Source organism: Butyrivibrio sp. NC2007, assembly GCF_000421405.1.
Lineage (GTDB): Bacteria > Bacillota > Clostridia > Lachnospirales > Lachnospiraceae > Butyrivibrio.
On the sequence record NZ_ATWY01000023.1, the window covers coordinates 12,298 to 32,257 of the forward strand.

A 19,960-nucleotide genomic window follows, 5' to 3' on the forward strand; every position below is an offset into this window, starting at 1 on the left:
ATGTCAGGACATTCAAAATTTGCAAACATCAAGCACAAAAAAGAAAAGAATGATGCAGCAAAGGGTAAGATCTTTACCATTATCGGAAGAGAAATTGCTGTAGCAGTTAAGGAAGGCGGCCCTGATCCTGCCAACAACTTTAAGCTTGCTCAGGTTATCGCCAAGGCTAAGGCCAACAACATGCCTAACGACACAATCGATCGTGGAATCAAGAAGGCATCCGGCGCTGAAGGCAACGTTGATTATAAGAACATCACTTACGAAGGATACGGCCCCGGCGGAACAGCTATCATCGTAGAGGCACTTACAGACAACCAGAACAGAACTGCATCCAACGTTAAGGCAGCATTTTCAAAGGGGAACGGCAATGTTGGAACACCCGGATGTGTATCTTACATGTTTGATAACAAGGGACAAATCCTCATCGACAAGGAAGAGTGCAAGGTATCATCAGATGATCTTATGATGCTCGTTCTTGATGCAGGCGCTGATGATTTCAACGAGGAAGAGGACAGCTACGAGATCCTTACAACTCCTGATAATTTCCAGGCTGTAGTTGAGGCACTTAACAAGGAGAACATCGAGACAGCATCTGCTGAGGTTACAATGATCCCTCAGAACTATGTTGCTGTAACAGATCCTGAGAACGTTAAGTATCTTCAGAGAATCCTTGATCTTCTTGACGAGGATGACGATGTTCAGGCAGTATATCACAACTGGGATGAGCCTGAAGAATAAAACAAAACTTTAATATTGGGGGACTTAAAATGAAACTGAGACGTGCATGGCCGGCGGTAGGCATCTGGGTTATATTTCTTATATTTGAATTTGCAATGGTGGCAAGTAGCGGTTTCTTTTTAGGTCTTTTTCCCAATGAGAATAAACTGATCTATTCCATAGTCTTTGCAGTACTTAGTATTCTGCTCATGTCAGTGATCGTGATATTTGCAGGCAGATGCAGTGACAGCATGAAGGCCAATCTATGGCCATCCAAGCTGCCCTTTAAGATTGGGTATCAGATAACCATTGCGCTTATACTCATAGGAGCTGTCTGGTACAGGATTGAACTGCTGGCAAATACGTCAAAAGAGATCACGGGCAAGATGAGCCTGTATGAGAACGCCATGGTTGGCGGAACACCTGTAGCAGAGTACGATCTGTTATCCATCGTATATTCAACGATACTAAAAGGAATACTGTTCTTTACCGGTAACATTATAACGGTTCCGTTCTTTTTCCAGATTGTATGTTTCACAATATTTATGATCTGCGGCTTTTTCACAGTGCAGAAGCTTCTTGGCTATGCAGCAGCTCTTGTCTTTACTGCTTATGTCGGCTTTATGCCGGTGTTCACGCCTGCATTTACAGGCCCAGAGCTTTCTACAGGCCCATTGTTCATGGCTATGTTTGGCATAGAGCTTTTGTTTGTGGCTCTGTTTTTGGAAGGCTCTTTTAAGAAAAAATATACTTCCAAGGCATGGATACTCTGGTACATTCTGGTTGGTATCGTTGTGGGCTTTATGTCCTATATGGATGCCGGAACCATAATCATGATCATACCGTTTTTATTTGCAGTACTGTTTATCTATGGCACTAAGGTAAAAGAGGAAGTCGTAAGGCTTATCATTGTGGTTGCAGCAGCCGTGCTGACCTTCATCGGCATGTTTATCCAGGAGCAGGGATTTATGATGGCCGATGTACGCTTTGCAAACTGGGCATCATATTACTTCCACAACCTCAACACTTTTGATATGTTCTGGGCTTACACTGATTACAAGATCATCTATCTCGTAACTCTTATCGTTATGAGCGGAGTAATTGTGGGCTTTTGGAAGAACAGGACTGTTGAGAAGATTTCACCCTGGCTGTGGTCAATTCTCTTTATCTTTGTTTCTGTTCCTTTTATGGGAGCAACAAGGATGAATACACAGGTCTTCGTTACCGTTTACTACGCATTCATCTTAGGATGTGTTGCGTCACTTATCGCACTTCCTGCAGACGAGGAAGAGGCGGAATACGTTGAGAAACCGGTAAAAGAGACTGTAGAAGAAAAAGAGGCTGAGGAAATCAGGGAACTTGCAGAAGATGCAACTGAAGAAGGTGCAGATGAGACTGCATCAGAGTCACCTGAAGCTGCTCAGGGTGCGCAGAAAGTTACAGAACCTGACTACGAGTTCGAAGATGAACCCGAAGAGGAAGAGCCTCACGGACACTTTGTTCCCGAGGGAATGGTGCTTCCAGAGGATGATGAAGACGTCGACCTCACACCTCGCATGAAGATGCCTGAATTTACAGGAACCATCAGCCTTGCAGAGACAGCAAGACAGGTTAACGAGAAACTCAAGGAAAAAGAAAGAAAAGCAGCAGAGAAGAGAGAAACTGAGCGGAAATCAGCGCCTGTTACAGACAAAAAGCCAAGAAAAGATGACTTTGACATCGAGCTTAAGCCCGGTGATGACTTCGATATTTAAAGAGGTAGTGTAAAGCAAGTTATGAAAGCATTAGACCGTCCTAAGGAATCCACCGCAAGCGGTACCCCCTTAGGACCTTAGATAGAAAGGTACATAAATGAGAATTGAAGATTTATCTTCGTATGAAATTATTGAAAAGAGAAGGATTGATGACCTGAATTCTGAAAGCTATTTGTTAAGACACAAGAAATCAGGTGCGAGAGTAGCTCTTTTGTCCAATGACGATGAGAACAAGGTGTTTTCAATCGGCTTTAGGACACCACCCAAGAACTCAACAGGTGTGGCTCACATTATTGAGCATACCGTGCTCTGCGGTTCTAAGGAGTTCCCGGTTAAGGATCCTTTTGTAGAGCTGGTTAAGGGCTCGCTTAATACATTTTTGAATGCAATGACTTATCCCGATAAGACCGTGTATCCGATAGCCAGCTGCAATGATGCTGACTTCCAGAATCTGATGCACGTTTATCTGGATGCAGTTTTTTATCCGAATATATACAGTACTGACAAGATATTTAAGCAGGAAGGCTGGCACTACGAGATGGAGGATGAGACATCAGACCTTACCATCAACGGTGTTGTTTACAACGAGATGAAGGGAGCGTTCTCATCTGCTGATGACATGCTCTCAAGAGAGATCCAGAACTCTCTTTACCCTGATACTACCTACGGTATAGAGTCAGGCGGAGATCCGGATGTTATTCCTGAGCTTACCTACGAGGAGTATCTGGACTTTCACAGGAAATACTATCATCCTTCAAACAGCTATATTTATATGTTTGGAAACATGGATATGGCTGAGAAGCTTGATTATATCGACAAGAACTACCTCTCCAAGTTTGACCGCATAGAGGTCGACTCTGAGGTTGGCGTTCAGAAGGCGTTTGATAAGCCGGTTAAGGTAGTTAAGCCTTATCCAATCCTTCCTGATGATGAAATAGCAAAGAACACTTATCTTTCCTATAACTTCAGCGTTGGATCACCACTGGATAAAAAGCTCTACGTTGCTTTTGATATTCTTGACTATGCGCTTTGTTCAGCTCCCGGAGCTCCAATCAAGAAAGCTCTTATTGAAAAGGGCATCGGACAGGATGTCTACAGCGAGTACGACAACGGTATAAGGCAGCCAATTTTCTCTATCGTTGCCAAGAATGCTGATGAATCACAGCTGGATGACTTTGTGGATACCATTCAGTCACTGCTTAAGGAGCAGGTAGAGAAGGGAATTGACAAGAAGTCTCTTCTTGCAGGTCTTTCCTACGATGAGTTTAAGTACCGCGAGGCAGATTTCGGAAGATTTCCAAAGGGCCTTTTGTACGGCCTTCAGGTTATGGACAGCTGGCTCTACGACGATGAGAAACCCTGGATAAATGTAGAGGCCGGAGAAACCTTCGCTGAGCTTAAGAAGGAAGTGGATGGCAGATACTTTGAGGAGCTTGTTGAGAAGTATTTCCTTAATAACAATCACAAGAGCGTAGTAGTTCTGCGCCCCGAAAAAGGCCTTACCGAGAAAAAAGACGAGGAGCTTAAGAACAAGCTTCAGAAGTACAAGGATTCTCTCTCCGAGGATGAGATAAAGAAGATCGTTCAGGAGACCAAAGAGCTTAAGGAATATCAGGATACACCCGATGATCCGGAAGACCTTGCCAAGATCCCGCTTCTTACTCTGGCTGACATGAAGAAAGAAGCCGATAAGTTCATATATGAGCTCAGAAGTGCAGGGGATACAAAGGTTCTTTTCCATAACGTGTTTACAAGTGGCATTGCATATATAAACTTTGTGTTCGACATGAGCACTGTAGACAAAGAGCTCCTTCCTTACGCTTCATCTCTTAAGAAGGCACTTGGAATGTTGAATACCGAGCATTATGCATACGGAGATCTTTACAATGAGATCAACATAAGAACCGGTGGAATCAGCGGATCTATCAGCACTTACACAGATTCTGATGATGTTAAGAAGTTCAGGACAGAGTTTGAGATCAGCGTCAAGGTTCTTCACGATAATCTTAGTTATGCATTTGATCTGGTAAAAGAGATCATGACTGCCACCAAATTTGATGACGTAAAGAGACTTCGCGAGATCTTTGGAGAGCAGTATGCAAGGCTCCAGACCGACCTTGCATCTGCAGGCCACCAGAGTGCAGCGCTCAGAGCTATGAGCTATGTATCGCCTGCTGCAATGGTTTCTGACAATGTCAGCGGAATCGGTTATTTCAGACATCTTGAGAGGATGAACAAGGCTCTTGAGACCGAGGATGGGGCAAAAGAGATCATTGAGAAATTCCAGCATCTCTGCCGCCTGATATTCAGACCTGAGAATCTTCTTGTGGATGTCACAGGTACAGAGAAGGAATACGAGGGTATAGAGGATGAGGCAAAAGAGTTTGCGAAAGCTCTTTATACAGATGACGTTACAAAGGGTGAACTCAAGCTTGTACCCGAGAAGAAGAACGAGGGCTTTAAGACAGCCGGACAGGTTCAGTACGTTTGCAGAGCCGGTAACTTTGCAAAGAGCGGCCTTAAGTACAACGGCTCCCTTCGTGTTCTCAAGGTAATGATGGGCTATGATTACCTCTGGAAGAATATAAGAATTCTGGGCGGAGCTTACGGATGCATGAGCAGTTTTGCCAAGAACGGTGATTGTGCTTTTGTTACCTACAGAGACCCTAACCTTCAAAACAGTATAGACGTATTTGAAGGGGCTTCTGAGTACTTAAGAAGCTTTGAGTCTGATGATAGAACAATCCTTCAGTATATAATCGGTGCAATATCAGACCTTGATACACCCAAGACACCTTCAGCAAAGGGAGCATATGGTCTTACAGCGTACCTTTGCAATGCCAAGATGGAGAACATCCAGAAGAACAGGGATGAGCTTCTTGGAACTACCAAGGAGAGCATCAGAGGCCTTGCGGAGTATGTTGATGCATTCATGTCCGACGAGTGCCTGTGCGTCATCGGATCAGCTGAGAAGATCGAGGAGAGTAAAGAGCTATTTAACTCAGTTCAGCAGCTGGTTGGAAAGTAAATCTATCGTATTAGGACGCCCATGGCGCCAAAAGGAGGAGATTATGAAAAAGAGAAGTGTCAGAGTATTTGGAACAGCCATGGCTCTTGTCATGGGAGTTATGCTCACAGCCTGCGGATCTTCTTCAAGCGATTCATCAGGATATGCCAAGTATGCAGCGACTGAGACAGCTGCTGACTATGGCGTATATGAAGAGCCTGCTGCGGCTATGGAGATGGCAGATACTTCTGCAGGAACAGATGGCCAGACGCAGGTCAATGACACCAGCAGAAAGCTGATTAAGACCGTTAATCTCGATACCGAGACTGAGGACCTTGATCAGACAGTATCCCTTATAGAACAGAAAGTTACCGGACTTGGCGGATATATCGAGTCCAGCAATATCTACAACGGAACCACCTATTCCGGACGTTCATCCAGAAGTGCCAGCATTACTGCAAGAGTTCCTGCTGTAAATCTTGACTCCTTTGTGGATTCTGTAGAAGGAAACACAAACATCACAAGAAAATCTGTCAATGTAGATGACATTACTCTTACTTATGTTGATATCGAGAGTAAGAGAAACTCCTTAAGAACAGAGGAAAAGAGACTTTTAGAGATTCTGGAATCTGCTGAGACAGTTGAAGACCTCATAACAGTAGAGGATAAGCTTGCTGATGTAAGATATGAACTTGAGAGCATAGAATCTCAGATCAGAAGCTACGACAATCTTGTTGATTACAGCACGGTATACCTTAACATTGAAGAGGTTGTTAAGTTCACTCCTGTGGAGAAAGAGAGTGCCTTCAGCAGAATGGGCAAGGGCTTTATGGAGAATCTCTCTGATGTGGGCGAAGCCATTGTTGACTTCCTTGTATGGTTTGTATCACACATCCCCGGACTTATAGTATTTGTCATAGTTGTAGTAATTATTGTGCTCATTATCAGAGCAATTGTTGTGGGAAGCAAGAAGAAAAAGGCTAAGAAGATGCAGATGATGTATCAGGCAGCTGCGCAGAACGCAGCTCCGGTACCAAGTAACCAGGCACCTCAGCAGGCTAAAGAGCCTGAAAAAGGAAACGATGGAAATAAGTAATTTTAAAACAGGTTTTGTAACTTTAATAGGGCGTCCCAATGTAGGTAAGTCGACACTGATGAACCACCTCATCGGGCAGAAGATCGCCATAACTTCCAACAAGCCTCAGACCACCAGAAACAGGATCATGACTGTTTTTACAGATGACGAGGCACAGATGATATTCCTTGATACCCCGGGAATCCACGACACCAAGAATAAGCTTGGTGAGTACATGACCAAGGTGGCAAAGAGTACGCTGGAAGAGGTGGACCTTATTCTCTGGCTCGTTGAGCCCAGCACCTATATAGGTGAAGTGGAGAAGTCCATTATCGAGGAGCTTAAGAAGTCCAAAAAGCCCATAATACTGGTCATCAACAAGATTGATACCGTATCGGCGGAGAACCTTCAGAAGTTCGAAGATGCTTATACCAAGGAAATGGACTTTGCCAGAGTGGTGAAGGTTGCAGCCCTTAAGGGCCAGAATGTAGATGGCGTGCTTGCTACAATCAAGGAATTCCTTCCCTACGGACCTGCTCTTTATGATGAGGACACCATTACAGATCAGCCTGAGAGACAGATCGTAGCGGAGATCATAAGAGAAAAGGCTCTTCGTCTTCTTCAGGACGAGGTACCTCACGGAATTGCTGTAACAATAGAGACCATGAGGATGAGGGAGAAAAAGGCAGAGAAACCTAAGAAAAAGAGACATCAGCATCCACCGAAAAAGAGCGCTCTGGAGAAACAGATGCAGGCAGCTATGGATGAAGACCTTCCGGATGGCCCGGTTGTCTTTTGCCTGGATGATATGAATGCCGAGGAAGAGGTTTATGATCCCGAGGGTATCATGGACATTGAGGCAACGGTCATCTGCGAGAGAGACTCCCACAAGGGAATCGTCATCGGAAAGGGCGGCGCTATGCTAAAAAGAATCGGCAGCGCAGCCAGAAAAGATATCGAGGAACTGGTTGGATGTCAGGTTAATCTCCAGCTCTTTGTTAAGGTAAGAAGAGACTGGCGCGATGATACGCAGCAGATGAAGAATTTTGGTTACAATCCAAAGGATTTTAAATAGGAGCTTTTGATGGAAGATATCATTACCGTCAGAGGAATAGTACTAAAGCATAGTCCCAGTGGGGATTATGACTGGGTAGCAACTATATTCACCGCCGAGAGGGGCAAGATCACAGCCTTTGCAAGAAGCGCAAGAAAGCCAAACGGGCGGCTCTCAGGCACAGTTGAGCCATTTTGTTTCGGAACTTTCAAGCTCTTTGTGGGAAAAAGTTCCTACAATATTGTAGAGGCTGATATAGAGAACTACTTTGAAGGATTTAGGGGGGATCTTGAAGGTGCCTGTTACGGCACCTTTTTCCTTGAACTGGCTTCGTACTATTCAAAAGAGAATATTGAGGACAGGGAACTGCTAAATCTTTTGTACATTTCCCTGAAAGCTCTGCAAAAGGACTCAATTCCCAATAAGCTGGTAAGGTGCATTTATGAGCTAAAGAGCCTTCAGATAGAAGGTGAGTATCCCGGAGTTCCGGCAAATATGGAGATACAGGAATCCACGAGATATGCTCTTTCACATATTGAGTCTTCGCAGCTTGAGAAACTCTATACCTTTAATGTAAGCGATGAAGTACTCTATGAACTTTGCAGGGTAACGTCCCTTTACAGAAGTAAGTTTATCGACAGGACACTAAAAAGCATGGAAATGCTCGCCACCTTTGACGATGCCCTGTAATGAAGGCGCTATTGAAAAAGAAAAATGATTTGGATATAATTACTTTGTTTGTGAGGTGAAAAGGTGGTTATTATAAAGAAAAAACTTACGGCAGCTGCCGTAATATCTTTTACCATATTGGGACTGTGCGCCTGCGGAAAAGAGACTGCGGGGGTTTCCACTGTATCGGTGGACAAGGAAGGTAAGGTAGAGAGCGTTTTATACGATACCTTCGACAAGGATTACTACAGCCTTGAAGAACTTAAAAATATGGCAGAAGAAGAAATTTCAGATTACAATTCAGAGTATGAAAACCCAAGGATCACGCTTTCAGATGCCCAGGTGCTTGAGGAGGAAGGCGTTGTTAAGCTTACGATGCAGTTTGAGAGCGCCCAGGACTATTCCTATTATAATCAGGTGGATATGTTCTACGGCACTGTGGCAGATGCCAGAAGCGCAGGGTATGAGCTTAATTTAAACCTTGTGGATGATAAGGGTGACAAGATAGATCCTTCTATAATCGATCAGAATCCTGACAGACACATAATAATAACCAGTGACAAGACAAACATTAAGACCCCTTATAACATCGAATACATGTCAAAGGGAGTCAACAGCCTTGGTAAAAAGGAAGCAGAGCTTCATGCGGTAACTGCAGAGTACGCACAGCTCCTTCTTTCAAAATAAGAAACATTTACAGAGAGGAATATTTAAACATGGAAAAATCAGCAAAGACAATGGACAAGATTGTTGCTCTGGCAAAGGGAAGAGGCTTTATTTATCCCGGATCTGAGATCTATGGCGGACTGGCGAACACTTGGGACTACGGTAATCTCGGCGTAGAGTTCAAGAACAACGTTAAGAAGGCATGGTGGCAGAAGTTCGTACAGGAGAGCCCATACAACGTAGGCGTAGACTGTGCGATCCTTATGAACCCTCAGACATGGGTTGCTTCAGGACATCTTGGCGGTTTCTCAGATCCTCTTATGGATTGTAAGGAGTGCCACGAGAGATTCAGAGCAGATAAGATCATTGAGGACTTTGCTGCAGAGAATAATATTACTCTTGAGACATCAGTAGACGGATGGTCTCACGAGGAGATGGAGAAGTTCATAAACGATCACAACGTTCCCTGCCCATCATGTGGCAAGCATGACTTCACCAGCATCAGAGAGTTCAACCTTATGTTCAAAACATTCCAGGGTGTAACAGAGGATGCCAAGGATACAGTGTATCTTCGTCCCGAGACTGCCCAGGGAATTTTTGTAAACTTCAAGAACGTACAGCGTTCATCACGTAAGAAGGTACCTTTCGGAATCTGCCAGGTAGGTAAGAGTTTTCGTAACGAGATCACTCCCGGTAACTTCACTTTCCGTACAAGAGAGTTCGAGCAGATGGAGCTTGAGTTCTTCTGCAAGCCCGGAACACAGACAGAGTGGTTTGAGTACTGGAGAAAGTTCTGCTATGAGTGGCTTCTTTCTCTCGGAATCAAGAAAGAGAACCTTCGTCTTCGTGACCATGATCCTGAGGAGCTTTCATTCTACTCAGATCACACAACAGATATCGAGTATGCATTCCCATTCACAGAGTGGGGCGAGCTCTGGGGCATTGCTTCAAGAACAGATTACGACCTTACACGTCACCAGGAGACATCAGGCCAGTCTATGGATTACTTCGATGATGAGACAAATGAGAAGTACATCCCTTATGTTGTTGAGCCTTCACTTGGTGCAGACCGTGTAGCTCTTGCATTCCTTTGCGAAGCATACGATGAGGAGAACCTTGGAACAGAAGATAAGCCTGATATGAGAACAGTTCTTCGTTTCCATCCTGCAATTGCACCTGTTAAGATCGGTATCCTTCCACTTTCCAAGAAGCTCAACGAGGGCGCAGAGAAGATATATGCTCAGCTTTCAAAGAAGTACAACTGCGAGTTTGACGACAGAGGAAACATCGGTAAGAGATATCGCAGACAGGATGAAATCGGAACACCTTTCTGCATCACATATGATTTTGATTCAGAGACAGACGGCAAGGTAACAGTAAGATTCAGGGATTCAATGGAGCAGGAGCGTATTGCCATTGATGAGCTTGAGAGCTTCTTTGCTGATAAGTTTGACTTCTAATGGAGGAATATAATGAAACAGTTTACTGCTAATGAGCTTAGAAAGGCTTGGAAGGACTTCTACATCAAGAGAGGTCACGTTGATTGCGGAGCCGTATCACTGGTATCAGACGGTTCCACAGGTGTTATGTTCAACGTTGCAGGAATGCAGCCACTTATGCCTTATCTTTTAGGTAAGAAGCATCCCATGGGAACAAGACTTTGCAACGTTCAGGGATGTGTTCGTACCAATGATATTGATTCCGTTGGTGATAAGAGCCACGGAACCTTCTTCGAGATGATGGGAAGCTGGTCACTTGGTGACTACTTCAAGAAAGAACGTTGCCAGTGGAGCTATGAGCTTCTTACAGAGCTCTTTGGATTCGACAGAGATCACCTTGCTGCAACAGTATTTGCAGGCGATGAGAATGCTCCAAGAGATGAAGAGGGTGCTAAATACCGTATCGAATCAGGATTTAAGCCTGAGAATATATTCTATCTTCCCGCTGAGGATAACTGGTGGGGACTTGAATACGGTCCATGTGGCCCCGACTCTGAGATGTTCTATGTAAAAGACATCCCGGATTGCGGACCTGATTGCGGACCCGGATGCCACTGCGGTAAGTACACAGAGATCGGTAACGACGTATTTATGCAGTATGAGAAGCATCACGACGGTTCCCTTACACCTCTTTCACAGAAGAACGTAGATACAGGATGGGGACTTGAGAGAATCCTTGCATTCCTCAACGGTGTTGATGATGTTTATAAGATCGATCTTCACGCTCCTGTTATCGCATACATTGCAAAAGAGAGCGGAATCGCTTATGAAGCTGACGAGAAGTCAACAAGATCCATGAGAATCCTTGCTGATCACACAAGAACAGCAGTAATGCTCATCGGTGATGAGGCTAAGCTTCTTCCTTCAAACACAGGAGCAGGCTACATCTTAAGAAGACTTATCCGTCGTGCTGTAAGACACGCAAGAGCCCTGGGACTTAAGAAGGAGCAGATCCTCGGAGTAGCAACAATTTACCTTGATGAGTACTCAGAGAGCTATCCTAACCTTGTTAAATACAGAGAGTTCGTATTAAGAGAGCTCGGAAGAGAAATTGATCGTTTCGAGTCAACTCTTGAGAACGGAATGAAAGAGTTTAAGAAGATCCTTGATAAGACTTCATCAGAAGGAAAGAAGACAGTAGACGGAAAAGATGCATTCTTCCTCTATGATACCTTCGGATTCCCTGTAGAGCTCACTGTAGAGCTTGCTGAAGAAGAGGGCTTTACTGTAGATGAGGACGGCTTTGCTAAGGCTATGGAAGAGCAGAAGCAGAAGGCAAGAGATAATCAGAACTTCTCAGCTAACCTCACTACCGGCGCCGGAGTATTCGATTCTCTTAATGAGTCAGTTAAGAGCGAGTTTGTTGGATATACATCTATTACAGCTGACGGCAAGATCGTTGCCATGGCTGATGAGGAGCTTTCAGATGAGCTCACAGCCGGATCAAAGGGCAGCATCATTACAGACGTTACACCTTTCTACGGAACAATGGGTGGACAGGTTGGAGATATCGGTGTGATCGAGGGCGCAAACGGCGCTAAGTTCACAGTAACAGACACCATTCATGTAGCAGGCGGAAGGACAGCTCACGTAGGAGAGGTTACAGAAGGCTCCTTTAAGGTTGGCGATGCTGTTAAGCTCTGCGTAGATGCAGAGAACAGAGCTAAGACCTGCAGAAACCACAGTGCTACTCACCTTCTTCAGAAGGCACTTCAGGAAGTACTCGGTGATCACGTTGAGCAGGCCGGTTCTTACCAGGATCCTGACAAGACAAGATTCGACTTCTCACACCATCAGGCTATGACGGCTGAGGAGATCAAAAAGGTTGAGGATCTTGTAAACGAGAAGATCGCAGCAGCTCTTCCTGTTGTCACAGAAGAAATGACAATGGAAGAAGCCAAGAAGACAGGAGCTATGGCTTTGTTTGGTGAGAAGTACGGCGAGAGAGTCCGCGTAGTCAAGATGGGAGATTTCTCCATAGAGCTCTGCGGTGGTACTCACGTATCAAATACAAGTCATGTAGGTATCTTCAAGATTGTTTCAGAGAGCGGCGTTGCAGCAGGAGTTCGTCGTATCGAAGCTCTCACAGGAAGCAATGCAAGAAATTACTACAGAGATGTTGAGAATAAGCTTGAAGAGGCAGCTAAGGCACTTAAGACAACACCTGCCGATATAAATGACCATATAAAGAAGCTCCAGGAGGAGCTCAAGGCTCTTAAGAGCGAGAACGAGTCCTTAAAGAGTAAGGAAGCTCAGGCAGCTCTCGGAGATGTGGGCGACCAGGTCAAGGAAGTAAAGGGAGTTAAGCTCCTTGCTACATCTGTTAAGGGTGTTGACATGAACGGCCTTAGAGACTTGGGAGACCAGATGAAGACTAAGCTCGGTGAGGGCGTAGTAGTTCTTATCTCTGAGCTTGATGGCAAGGTAAACCTTGTAACCATGGCTACTGACGGAGCAATGGCAAAGGGTGCTCATGCAGGTAACCTCGTTAAGGCAATTGCGCCTAAGGTAGGCGGAGGCGGCGGTGGTCGTCCGAACATGGCTCAGGCCGGCGGCAAGAACCCTGCAGGTATCGCAGATGCCATAGCTGAGGCAGAAAAGATCCTTGGTGAGCAGATAGGATAAAAAGGAAAATGATGGGGCTATTCGATTTACTACAAATTAAGACTCAAAATGAAGACGCCTTTGAAGAAGAATTAAAAGAGCTCGAGACTCAGAAAAAGCACATCATCGAAAAAATCGGTGAGAAGTTTGCTTCTGAGAATCGCTACAATGACATGTCGGGGACACAGTACGAGGAGCTGTTTCATAAGCTTTCGAAAGTTGAGGGTGAAATGGACAGACTCCTTGATGAAGGCCCCATAGACAATGTCCTGAAAGGCGAAGAAAACGAAGGGCAGTATGAAGGAGCATCAAGCAGGAAACTCCAGTTGCGGCTTGTTATCTCCGGAACAGTGCTGTTCGTTGTCGTGTGCCTTGGCATAGGACTGGCTCTTTTGTACAGACAGCCCAAAGTTGACCTTGGAAATGATGAACCGTCTCAGGCAGTTATAGTAGAAGGGCCTGATGCAGCAACAGAAGAGAGCACTGTGGTTTCACCACAGCAACTCATGGAAGAATTTGGCCTGTACAAATCTAACCGTGCCAATTATGAAAACTCTCAGGTGCTTGACTATACCAAGTACAAGAGATATGACTCGGAGATCACCGGATTTTCTTTTAACTATCCATCAGATATCTACAATGATGTGAAGATGGTGAATAATCAGGAAGATGGTGACTTTGGCAAGATCATAAGAAGCATCACGTTCTCCGGATCGGATGGTTCAACAGCTGTTTTTAGCGTCTATGAAAACGGACTTAATTACAAAAAAGACATGGACGCCATGATGGAGAAGGTCATAAGTTCCGAGAAAGACAAGCTCTTTTCACCTGTTGTGGAAAAGAGTCAGATCTCAAAGGAAAAGGATAATGCCATTGTGATCATTACGGCTTACGCCGATGGCGGAGCTGAGGCTGAACGCGTTTATGATCTTTGCAGGATAGAAAACGAAAAAATATATCAGATGAAGCTGACCTATCCAAGACCTGTTGACGAGGAAGAGGATAAGCAGAAGGCATATTATTCCTATGTTCTGTATAACCTTTGCGGATTTAGCGGGGCAGAAGCTGATAAGCTTGAGAGCTTTGATGAGTTTGTTGACGGAAACTATACAAACTTCCAGCCTACTCAGCAGCAGAAGGATATCTTCTGGGGAATCATGGATAACATGGTTACCTCCAGAGACCTCTATGACCAGCAGGGTATGGAGTATGTTGTACCGGTTGGAACCACTAAGGAGCTTGAAGATATACTCTCAAAGGATCCACTGCTTCTTCAGATGTACTTAAAGGCAGGAATCAACAAGGACAATGAAAATATCCAGTCTGAGCGATTCGCCTGCATCGTCGATCAGGGCGATGGTACTAACAAGATGTACCTAAAGAGTGAGATTGGAAAAGAGGAATTTGAGGAGTTTTACAGCAAGGCTGTCGGAGAGAAGAATTTGCTCGGCGGATCCCTTGCATATGCCAAGACCTTTTTCCGTGATATGTTTTCGCTTGAACTAGATGTAAATAGTGTAATGCAGGATAATCCGAGTGTTTATCCGGAAGGTGCTTCACTTTTGTTATACAGTCCAAGTTATAATGAACTGGTATATGCCAGCGGATACGGAAACAGAAACAGAGTAGACGGTCCTGAAGACTATGATTATAACGAAGAGCTACAGTGCTTTGATTATCACTTCGGTCCTGTCTATGAACTTACTCCGGGTGATCTGAACTGGCAACAGAAAAGAGATGAAGAAGATCCCGGAAACGGTATTTATATCGCACATATTCGTCCATATCTGAACAATTCTCTTGGCTTTAAGCTTTTGGGGATTGAGAGAGTGGAATAAAATAACTAAAAGAAATTTAAATTTTCCCTTGACGGAATTTGGGTTTTATGCAATAATATGTGATGTTATGTGAGCAAATGGCTCAAAACATAGCAAATAACCCAATCAGTCATGTACTTAATGGGACTGAAGGGAGGGTAAGAGTAGAGATGTCAACTGTAGTAGTAAAAGAAAACGAGACTTTGGATAGCGCACTGCGTCGTTTTAAGAGAAGTTGCGCAAAGGCTGGTATCCAGCAGGAGATCCGTAAGAGAGAGCACTACGAGAAGCCAAGCGTAAGACGCAAGAAGAAGTCTGAAGCAGCAAGAAAGCGCAAATATAACTAAATCAATTGGAAGGGTCCCTGGATTTTCCGGGGACCTTTTTATGTATCTGCAAAACTCAAAGTACAAATCTGTGCTTAGCTGTGATAAAATACTTTTTGTTACGTTTGAATTGGGATAAGTGCCTATGTTGATTTCTACTATTGTCATAATTGCATTACTGATAGTTTTATCCGGTATTGTCATATATCACGACACTCATAATTTTAAGATTTATGAGTATGAAGTTACTACTGACAAGCTGGATAGGGACTTCGTGTATGTATTTCTGACTGACCTTCACGGATATTTTTACGGGAAGGACAATGAAAAGCTTATAGAAGCTGTTGATAAGATATCGCCGGATGCCATATTCTGCGCGGGTGATATGATCACTGCAACTAAGAACCATCACAATGTTGAGGTGGATTCGGGGCTGCGACTTTTGGAGAATCTTTCATCCAGATATCCCGTATATATCTCAAACGGCAATCACGAGGAGAAGATAAAGACATATAAAGATTCCTTTGGGAATCTCTTTGACAGATATAAGAACAGATTAAAAAGAGCCGGAGCCGTGTATCTTGAAAATGACTCTGTGATGATAGAAGAAACAAACATCAGAGTTACCGGTCTTTGCCTTGACCTTGGCTTTTTTAAGAAGGTTGTTAAAGCCAATATGGAAGATGACTATCTCGATAATCTTTTAGGCCGCGTAAATACTGCTGAGAAGGAGCATTATCAGATACTCATTGCTCATAATCCGATCTATTTTAAAAACTATGCCGACTGGGGAGCTGACCTTGTTCTTTCCGGCCATGTTCACGGCGGGATCATAAGGCTTCCGCTTCTTGGAGGTGTAATATCGCCTGCAATAGCTCTTTTCCCTAAATACGATGCCGGAAAGTATGAGAAGGATGGAAGCACCATGATACTCAGCAGAGGCCTCGGAACTCACACAATTCATGTGAGGATGTTTAATCCGGGTGAGATTTCTGTTATAAAACTACGAGGAAAAAAGAATGTCACTTGAGGTCAAACTTCAGGTGTTTGAAGGCCCCCTTGACCTTCTTATGCACCTGATCGATAAGAATCAGATAGATATTTACGATATTCCCATCGTTACCATTACAGAGCAGTATATGGCATACATTAATGCCATGCAGAGGGAAGACATGGACGTTACCTCTGAATTTCTGGTTATGGCAGCAACGCTTATCGATATTAAATGCAAGATGCTTCTTCCCAAGGAAGTAAATGAGGACGGCGAGGAAGAGGATCCCAGAGCAGAGCTTGTTGAGAAGCTCCTTGAGTACAAGATGTACAAATATATGGCATACGAACTCAGGGACATGCAGATGGATGCCGACATGCAGTGGTTCAGGGCAAAAGACCTGCCTAAGGAAGTCAAGGACTACGAGATGCCCATTGACTTTTCAGACCTTATTGGCGATACAACTCTGACCAAGCTTAATTCAATCTTCCAGGAACTCCTTAAAAGGCAGGAGGATAAGGTGGATCCGATCAGAAGTAAGTTCGGAAACATCGAGAAGGAAGAAATCGACATGGATGCCAAGACTCTTTATATCAAGGCATACATCAGAGAACACGAGAGATTCAGTTTCAGGCAGCTCCTTGAAAAACAGCACAGCAAGACCGAGATCATTGTGACCTTTCTTGTTATGCTTGAGGAGATGAAGCTTGGCGAGATAGAGATCGAGCAGGAGACCACATTCGGCGACATAATAATTACATCCAGAAAGGCAAACTAAGATGACCAGAGAAGAAGGCGCAGCCATCGTTGAGGCTATTCTTTTTACCATGGGAGATTCCGTTGAGATAAATTCCCTTGCCAAGGCAATGGAGGAGGAGCCCAAAAAGGTTAAAGACTATATTGCATATCTGAAAGAGAAATATGAGAAGCAGGACAGCGGAATAGGAATCATTGAGCTTGATAAAGCCGTTCAGCTCTGCACAAAAAAGGAGATGTACGAGTACCTGGTCAAGATTGCCAAGGCACCCAAAAAGGCAGTACTGACCGATTCGCTCATGGAGACCCTTTCCATAATTGCTTACAAGCAGCCTATAACAAGGCTTGAAGTTGAGAAGATCCGCGGCGTTAACAGCGATCATGCAGTCAACAGACTTGTGGAGTTTGGACTGGTTCAGGAGCTTGGAAGGCTCGATGCTCCGGGAAGACCACTTCTGTTCGGAACCACAGAGGAGTTTTTAAGGAGTTTTGGAGTTCGCTCCATCGAAGAACTGCCGGCAATAGGCACTGTACAGGTAGAAGAGTTCAAGGCACAGGCCGAAGCAGAGGTAAATTTAAAACTTGATATTTAAAAACCTAGGGAGAATGTGAATTAATTGGCATTCTCCTCTTTTTTTTGCCGACTTTTGTGATATACTATACTGTGACTAAAGTTGCGGAATTTATGCATAAAAATATATTCATGGAGGTAAACAAATGAGTAGTTCTTCACAAGCGAGTCAAAGAATAAATGCTTTGCTCGATGAAAACAGTTTCGTTGAAATTGGCGCACTTGTGACCGCAAGAAGCACAGATTTCAATCTGAAACAGGAAGAGACACCATCAGACGGTGTAGTAACCGGCTACGGTGTCATTGACGGAAATCTGGTGTATGTATACAGCCAGGATTCGTCTGTACTTGGCGGATCTATTGGTGAGATGCATGCCAAGAAGATCGTTCGTCTTTATGACCTGGCTATTAAGACCGGATCACCTGTTATCGGACTTATCGATTCAGCAGGCCTTCGTCTTCAGGAAGGCAGCGATGCACTCAATGCATTCGGTGAGATTTATCTTAAGCAGGTGGAGGCTTCAGGTGTAGTTCCTCAGATAACAGCTGTCTTTGGAACATGTGGTGGAGGACTTGCTTTAATCCCTTCAATTACAGATTTCACATTCATGGAGTCTGACAAGGCTAAAATGTTTGTCAACTCACCTAACGTACTTGATGGCAACTACAAAGAGAAGCTTGATACATCAAGTGCCAAGTGGCAGAGCGAGAACGCAGGCAACGTTGATGTTGTAGCTGATGAGGCTACAATCTATGCTCAGATCAGAGAGCTCGTTTCACTTCTTCCTTCAAACAACGAAGACGGTGATTCCTATGACGAGTGCACAGATGATCTCAACAGAGCATGCGAGAATCTCGACGGCTACACAGCAGATCCTGCTCTTATCGCAGGTCAGATCGCTGATAACGGCGTATTCTTTGAGACAAAGAGAGACTATGCAAAAGAGATGGTTACTGGTTTTGTTAAGCTTAACGGCTCAACCGTTGGTCTTGTAGGAAACCGTACAGCACTCTTTGACGAGAACGGCAAGGAAGCAGAGAAGTTTGGTGACAAGCTCACAGCTCATGCATGCAACAAGGCAGCTGAGTTCATTAACTTCTGCGATGCTTTCGATATTCCTGTTCTTACACTTACAAATGCAACAGGCTTTGGCTCAACACAGTGTGATGAGAAGCACGTTGCAAAGGCTGCAGGCAAGCTTGTATTTGCTCTTGCAAACGCAACAGTTCCAAAGGTTAACCTTGTAACCGGCAAGGCTTTTGGAAGTGCTTATGTTGTTATGAACTCCAAGGCTCTTGGTGCAGACATCACCATCAGCTGGCCTGATGCTCAGATCGGAACAATGGATGCAAATATCGCAGCCAAGATCATTTGTGACGGCAAGGATGCTGAGACAGTATCCAAGACAGCTACAGAGTATGCTCAGCTTCAGAACAATGTTAAGAGCGCTGCAGCAAGAGGATATGTAGATGAGATCATCGAGCCCGCTGACACAAGAAAGTATGTCATCGGCGCTTTCGAGATGCTTTTTACAAAGAGGGATGAGCGTCCTGCCAAGAAACACGGCACAGTTTAATGAAGGGAGCACTCAGAATGAAGCATAAAATACTTGTTTTGGGACTTGTTATGAGCTGCCTCCTTGGTTTAACAGCCTGTGGAAAAGAGATTACCTACAACACTGTTGAGGGTAGCAGATACAATCCCGAAGAATTCAACCAGGATTTCATGGCTAATTATGCCAACATATTCGAGGACAGGTTATTCGAACAGTGGTATCTTCGCGACATAACCCCAGAGAACTTCGAGAAGGAGCTGTACTTTGATATAGCTACAAGTCAGCAGGGCGGAACAATCACCTATGACGATGACTTCTTTGAGGTTTGCAGATCCGGATATGATAGCTGGTATAAGGCTATTAAGGATATCGGATTTACTTCAAAAGACACACTTGCTGATGAAGTAAAGGTAACCGATACAACCTACTACATCAATGATGACGGCGTTCTTGTACTTGACGCCACAGTTACAGGAACCAAGCACTCCGCTCTTATGGAGATGTATTTAAACAACAGTGGTCTTCCTACAGACGTAGGTATTACAGTCAATAAGACCACAGGAGAGAAGCTTGAGAATGCCGGACTTAATACTCTTCTCGGAATGGGAATGGCATTCGCAGTACTTATCATTATTTCTCTTATAATTTCATTGTTCCCGCTTATCTCCGGAACAGGCAGAAAGAAGAAAGAGAGCGATAAGGAAATTGCCCAGAAGGCAATGGATAATACAATCACTCAGATTGCTGACAAAGAGGATCTTTCCTCTGACGCTGAGCTGGTTGCAGTTATTGCAGCAGCTATCGCAGCATATGAGGGAAGCGCATCTACAGATGGCTTCACAGTAAGATCTATCAGAAAAGTAAATTCAAAATGGAAGAATAACAGATAAGCTTTGGG

16 protein-coding genes are annotated in these 19,960 nt (G+C 44.3%); all 16 read left to right on the forward strand.

All coding sequences use genetic code 11. The features are described from left to right. The 16 genes from G632_RS0115875 (at position 1) to G632_RS21495 (ending at position 19,952) form a co-directional block, all read left to right on the forward strand. Entirely contained in the window at positions 1 to 738 is a 738-nt protein-coding gene (locus G632_RS0115875) for a YebC/PmpR family DNA-binding transcriptional regulator (RefSeq protein ID WP_022770449.1), read from the forward strand. Positions 739 to 767: 29 nt separating this feature from the next. Next, positions 768 to 2,471: a hypothetical protein gene (locus G632_RS0115880; protein ID WP_022770451.1), complete on the forward strand. Its 1,704-nt coding sequence runs from the start codon at positions 768 to 770 to the stop codon at positions 2,469 to 2,471. A 97-nt stretch (positions 2,472 to 2,568) separates the two neighbouring features. Then, complete coding sequence (locus tag G632_RS0115885) at positions 2,569 to 5,499, forward strand: insulinase family protein (protein ID WP_022770452.1); 2,931 nt, start codon at positions 2,569 to 2,571, stop codon at positions 5,497 to 5,499. 43 nt (positions 5,500 to 5,542) lie between these two features. Continuing rightward, the gene (locus G632_RS20455; protein WP_022770453.1) at positions 5,543 to 6,574 is read left to right on the forward strand and encodes a DUF4349 domain-containing protein; all 1,032 of its coding nucleotides are present in this window, start codon (positions 5,543 to 5,545) and stop codon (positions 6,572 to 6,574) included. Next, positions 6,561 to 7,628 (forward strand): GTPase Era, encoded by a 1,068-nt coding sequence (gene era, locus G632_RS22390; RefSeq protein ID WP_022770455.1) that lies wholly within the window; start codon positions 6,561 to 6,563, stop codon positions 7,626 to 7,628. The genes G632_RS20455 and era overlap by 14 nt, the downstream gene beginning before the upstream one ends. 9 nt (positions 7,629 to 7,637) lie before the next feature. Continuing rightward, the gene (gene recO, locus G632_RS0115900) at positions 7,638 to 8,297 is read left to right on the forward strand and encodes a DNA repair protein RecO (RefSeq protein WP_022770456.1); all 660 of its coding nucleotides are present in this window, start codon (positions 7,638 to 7,640) and stop codon (positions 8,295 to 8,297) included. A gap of 63 nt (positions 8,298 to 8,360) precedes the next feature. After that, the gene (locus G632_RS0115905; RefSeq protein WP_022770457.1) at positions 8,361 to 8,963 is read left to right on the forward strand and encodes a hypothetical protein; all 603 of its coding nucleotides are present in this window, start codon (positions 8,361 to 8,363) and stop codon (positions 8,961 to 8,963) included. A 29-nt stretch (positions 8,964 to 8,992) separates the two neighbouring features. Beyond that, the gene (locus tag G632_RS0115910) at positions 8,993 to 10,402 is read left to right on the forward strand and encodes a glycine--tRNA ligase (RefSeq protein ID WP_022766909.1); all 1,410 of its coding nucleotides are present in this window, start codon (positions 8,993 to 8,995) and stop codon (positions 10,400 to 10,402) included. Between the two features lie 12 nt (positions 10,403 to 10,414). Continuing rightward, complete coding sequence (gene alaS, locus G632_RS0115915) at positions 10,415 to 13,066, forward strand: alanine--tRNA ligase (RefSeq protein ID WP_022770459.1); 2,652 nt, start codon at positions 10,415 to 10,417, stop codon at positions 13,064 to 13,066. Positions 13,067 to 13,074: 8 nt separating this feature from the next. Beyond that, entirely contained in the window at positions 13,075 to 14,883 is a 1,809-nt protein-coding gene (locus G632_RS0115920) for a hypothetical protein (RefSeq protein ID WP_155828911.1), read from the forward strand. Between the two features lie 149 nt (positions 14,884 to 15,032). Then, positions 15,033 to 15,209 (forward strand): 30S ribosomal protein S21, encoded by a 177-nt coding sequence (gene rpsU / locus G632_RS0115925; RefSeq protein ID WP_013280615.1) that lies wholly within the window; start codon positions 15,033 to 15,035, stop codon positions 15,207 to 15,209. Positions 15,210 to 15,333: 124 nt separating this feature from the next. Continuing rightward, a complete protein-coding gene (locus tag G632_RS0115930) occupies positions 15,334 to 16,218 on the forward strand; it encodes a metallophosphoesterase (protein WP_022770462.1) in 885 nt (294 codons plus the stop codon). After that, positions 16,208 to 16,957: a segregation and condensation protein A gene (locus G632_RS0115935; protein WP_022770463.1), complete on the forward strand. Its 750-nt coding sequence runs from the start codon at positions 16,208 to 16,210 to the stop codon at positions 16,955 to 16,957. The genes G632_RS0115930 and G632_RS0115935 overlap by 11 nt, the downstream gene beginning before the upstream one ends. Position 16,958: 1 nt before the next feature. Next, the gene (gene scpB, locus G632_RS0115940) at positions 16,959 to 17,528 is read left to right on the forward strand and encodes an SMC-Scp complex subunit ScpB (protein WP_022770464.1); all 570 of its coding nucleotides are present in this window, start codon (positions 16,959 to 16,961) and stop codon (positions 17,526 to 17,528) included. Positions 17,529 to 17,652: 124 nt separating this feature from the next. Further along, entirely contained in the window at positions 17,653 to 19,083 is a 1,431-nt protein-coding gene (locus G632_RS0115945) for an acyl-CoA carboxylase subunit beta (protein ID WP_022770466.1), read from the forward strand. A 17-nt stretch (positions 19,084 to 19,100) separates the two neighbouring features. Further along, on the forward strand, positions 19,101 to 19,952 hold the full coding sequence (locus G632_RS21495) for an OadG family transporter subunit (RefSeq protein WP_196802302.1): 852 nt from the start codon (positions 19,101 to 19,103) through the stop codon (positions 19,950 to 19,952). The last annotated feature ends 8 nt before the right edge of the window (positions 19,953 to 19,960 follow it).

Excerpts from the sequence above, each read along its gene's own strand:
- alaS (WP_022770459.1), top strand. The coding sequence starts at position 10,415 with ATGAAACAGTTTACTGCTAATGAGCTTAGAAAGGCTTGGAAGGACTTC.
- G632_RS0115945 (WP_022770466.1), top strand. The coding sequence starts at position 17,653 with ATGAGTAGTTCTTCACAAGCGAGTCAAAGAATAAATGCTTTGCTCGAT.
- recO (WP_022770456.1), top strand. The coding sequence starts at position 7,638 with ATGGAAGATATCATTACCGTCAGAGGAATAGTACTAAAGCATAGTCCC.
- G632_RS20455 (WP_022770453.1), top strand. The coding sequence starts at position 5,543 with ATGAAAAAGAGAAGTGTCAGAGTATTTGGAACAGCCATGGCTCTTGTC.
- G632_RS0115935 (WP_022770463.1), top strand. The coding sequence starts at position 16,208 with ATGTCACTTGAGGTCAAACTTCAGGTGTTTGAAGGCCCCCTTGACCTT.
- G632_RS21495 (WP_196802302.1), top strand. The coding sequence starts at position 19,101 with ATGAAGCATAAAATACTTGTTTTGGGACTTGTTATGAGCTGCCTCCTT.
- rpsU (WP_013280615.1), top strand. The coding sequence starts at position 15,033 with ATGTCAACTGTAGTAGTAAAAGAAAACGAGACTTTGGATAGCGCACTG.
- G632_RS0115880 (WP_022770451.1), top strand. The coding sequence starts at position 768 with ATGAAACTGAGACGTGCATGGCCGGCGGTAGGCATCTGGGTTATATTT.
- era (WP_022770455.1), top strand. The coding sequence starts at position 6,561 with ATGGAAATAAGTAATTTTAAAACAGGTTTTGTAACTTTAATAGGGCGT.
- G632_RS0115875 (WP_022770449.1), top strand. The coding sequence starts at position 1 with ATGTCAGGACATTCAAAATTTGCAAACATCAAGCACAAAAAAGAAAAG.
- scpB (WP_022770464.1), top strand. The coding sequence starts at position 16,959 with ATGACCAGAGAAGAAGGCGCAGCCATCGTTGAGGCTATTCTTTTTACC.
- G632_RS0115885 (WP_022770452.1), top strand. The coding sequence starts at position 2,569 with ATGAGAATTGAAGATTTATCTTCGTATGAAATTATTGAAAAGAGAAGG.
- G632_RS0115930 (WP_022770462.1), top strand. The coding sequence starts at position 15,334 with ATGTTGATTTCTACTATTGTCATAATTGCATTACTGATAGTTTTATCC.
- G632_RS0115910 (WP_022766909.1), top strand. The coding sequence starts at position 8,993 with ATGGAAAAATCAGCAAAGACAATGGACAAGATTGTTGCTCTGGCAAAG.
- G632_RS0115920 (WP_155828911.1), top strand. The coding sequence starts at position 13,075 with ATGATGGGGCTATTCGATTTACTACAAATTAAGACTCAAAATGAAGAC.